This window comes from bacterium, assembly GCA_035530055.1.
Lineage (GTDB): Bacteria > UBA6262 > WVXT01 > WVXT01 > WVXT01 > WVXT01.
In genome coordinates this window covers 1-2,192 of sequence record DATKVN010000053.1, presented here as the reverse complement: position 1 = coordinate 2,192, position 2,192 = coordinate 1, and the positions used below count along the sequence as shown (strand labels likewise).

Here is a 2,192-nt window from a genome sequence, read left to right as displayed (position 1 = left end):
AAGAGGCAAATCACCCAGGGGAGCGTAAAGATAAATCAGAAAAGAATAAAAGATTCTGATATGGATTTGTTAATGGACAGGGAATATATAGTACAAGTGGGAAGAAGGAAGTTTAGAAGAATAATACAAGCATAAGCTGATTGAAAGGAGATAAGAAAATGCCTAAAGGGAGAAGACGCAAATTGCAGAAGATTCGTACTCACAAGCGGAAAAAGTTCCTGAGAAAGATGCGTCATAAGAAGAAAAAGTAGTTTGACAGAAATAACTTAGTTTATTATAGTTAAAGGTGGAACTGATTTTAAAGTATCAGAATTTTTTGGAGTCCTCCCGAAAGGAAGGGGTTTAAGGAACAGATCTTAGAGAGGAGAAAACGGAGATGAAAGAGAAAATACATCCTAAATATTTTGAAACCACAATTACTTGTGCCTGCGGAAATGTGATCCATACTCGCTCAACAGTGAAGGATATTCGTGTGGAGATCTGTTCTGCTTGCCATCCATTTTTTACAGGTAAACAAAAATTGGTCGATACAGCAGGGAGGGTGGAAAAGTTTAAACAGCGATATACTAAAACGGCTGGAAAGACCGTGCGGAAAAAAACAAAAATTAAGAAGACACCCAGTAAAAAGAAAAGCAAGAAAAAGCCTGCATAGCTAAAATATAATGAAGCCGGGCGGGAGTTTGGAAGGATATTCTTGCCCGGTTGGTAAGGGCCCCGGGAAACGGGGTATCTTTTTATTGGGGTTTTTGAGAGGAAACGAGAGTTATATATGAATATCGGTGGTCAGGCAGTAATTGAAGGGGTAATGATGAGTTCCCCTCACTACTATGCTATTGCCTTACGTTTGAAAGATGGAGAGATTATAGTAAAGAAGGAAACAAAAAGCAAATGGACTGAGAAGTTATTTTTCTCGAAAGTCCCTCTCGTGAGAGGAGTATTTGTCCTCTTGGACACATTGGTAATTGGCATAAAAAGTCTGACATATTCTGCAGATATTTTCTCCAGGGAAAGTGTGGAGAAGGATAGTAACCAGCGCGCGGAAAAATTGAAGGCTAACCCCTGGATGTTAGCGGGCACGATGATTTTCTCCTTAGTAGTCGGGTTTTTTCTTTTCTTCGTTTTACCGCTGGGGATTACAGAATACCTGCGACGCGAGGTGTTGACGTTTGAAAGTCCTTTTCTTTTCAACTTAGTTGATGGAGCAATTAGAATATCCATTTTTCTTTTATATATTTTGGTGATATCTTTTCTTAAGGATATCCAGAAACTATTTCAATATCATGGTGCTGAACACAAAGCAGCTTATGCTTATGAGGCTGGCAATGAGTTAAAAATAGAAAATGTCCGAAAGCATGCTATTCTCCATCCTCGCTGTGGTACGAGTTTCTTATTAGTAGTGATGGTGCTGGCAGTTTTTGTATTTTCACTTTTCAAACCCACTACAATTCTTGAAAAGTTCCTGATGAGATTGGCACTGTTACCTTTCATTGCGGGTATTGCTTATGAAATAATAAAATTGGTTGCCCGATTTAGAACTCGTACACTGGTTAAGTTTCTGATTGCTCCTAATCTATGGCTCCAGAGGCTGACTACAAGGCAGCCCTCGGATGGACAGATTGAGGTGGCTTTAGCAGCTCTAAAGGGAGTTCTGGAAGCTGAAAAAAGGGAATCTGATGTTATACGTTAAACTTTTCTTGACTTTTCTAAAGATCGGACTTTTCATGTTTGGCGGCGGTTATGTCGCAATTCCTCTGGTGCAAAAAGAAGTTATCGAGATGCGGAACTGGCTGACGTCAGAGGAGTTCATCGATATTATAGCTGTTGCTGAGATGACACCCGGGCCAATTGCCGTAAACTCGGCTACATTCATCGGGTATAAACTTGCTGGCTTTTGGGGAGGATTATTTGCTACCATTGGTGTAGTCTTACCCGCATTCTTGATTATTCTGCTTGTGGCTACATTCTTTTATACTTATAGAACCCATCCCCTGGTGGAGGGAGCTTTCAGAGGAATCCGGCCTGCAGTAATTGGTCTTATTGCTGCAACTCTGTTCAGTTTAGCCAAGGGGGGAATGATTATTGACTGGAAAGCCGGCATCACTGCCACCTTGGTATTTCTTGCTGTGCTTTATTTAAGGATACATCCCATATGGTTGATCATTCTTTGTGGAGTGTTAGGAGTGTTGATATAC

At 40.5% G+C, this 2,192-nt stretch carries 3 protein-coding genes; all 3 read left to right on the top strand.

Going from position 1 to position 2,192, the window contains the following annotated elements; genetic code table 11:
* The first annotated feature begins 376 nt into the window (after positions 1-376).
* On the top strand, positions 377-652 hold the full coding sequence (gene rpmE, locus VMW39_04580; GenBank protein HUW23288.1) for a 50S ribosomal protein L31: 276 nt from the start codon (positions 377-379) through the stop codon (positions 650-652).
* A 117-nt stretch (positions 653-769) separates the two neighbouring features.
* Positions 770-1,687 carry a DUF1385 domain-containing protein gene (locus VMW39_04575; protein ID HUW23287.1) on the top strand — a complete coding sequence of 306 codons (918 nt, stop codon included), beginning with the start codon at positions 770-772 and terminating at the stop codon, positions 1,685-1,687.
* A partial coding sequence (locus VMW39_04570; protein ID HUW23286.1) for a chromate transporter occupies positions 1,674-2,192 on the top strand: 519 nt, incomplete at its 3' end. The genes VMW39_04575 and VMW39_04570, both read left to right, overlap by 14 nt.

What these genes read in the sequence shown, in the direction of transcription:
- VMW39_04575 (HUW23287.1), top strand. Translation starts at nt 770, where the DNA reads ATGAATATCGGTGGTCAGGCAGTAATTGAAGGGGTAATGATGAGTTCC.
- rpmE (HUW23288.1), top strand. Translation starts at nt 377, where the DNA reads ATGAAAGAGAAAATACATCCTAAATATTTTGAAACCACAATTACTTGT.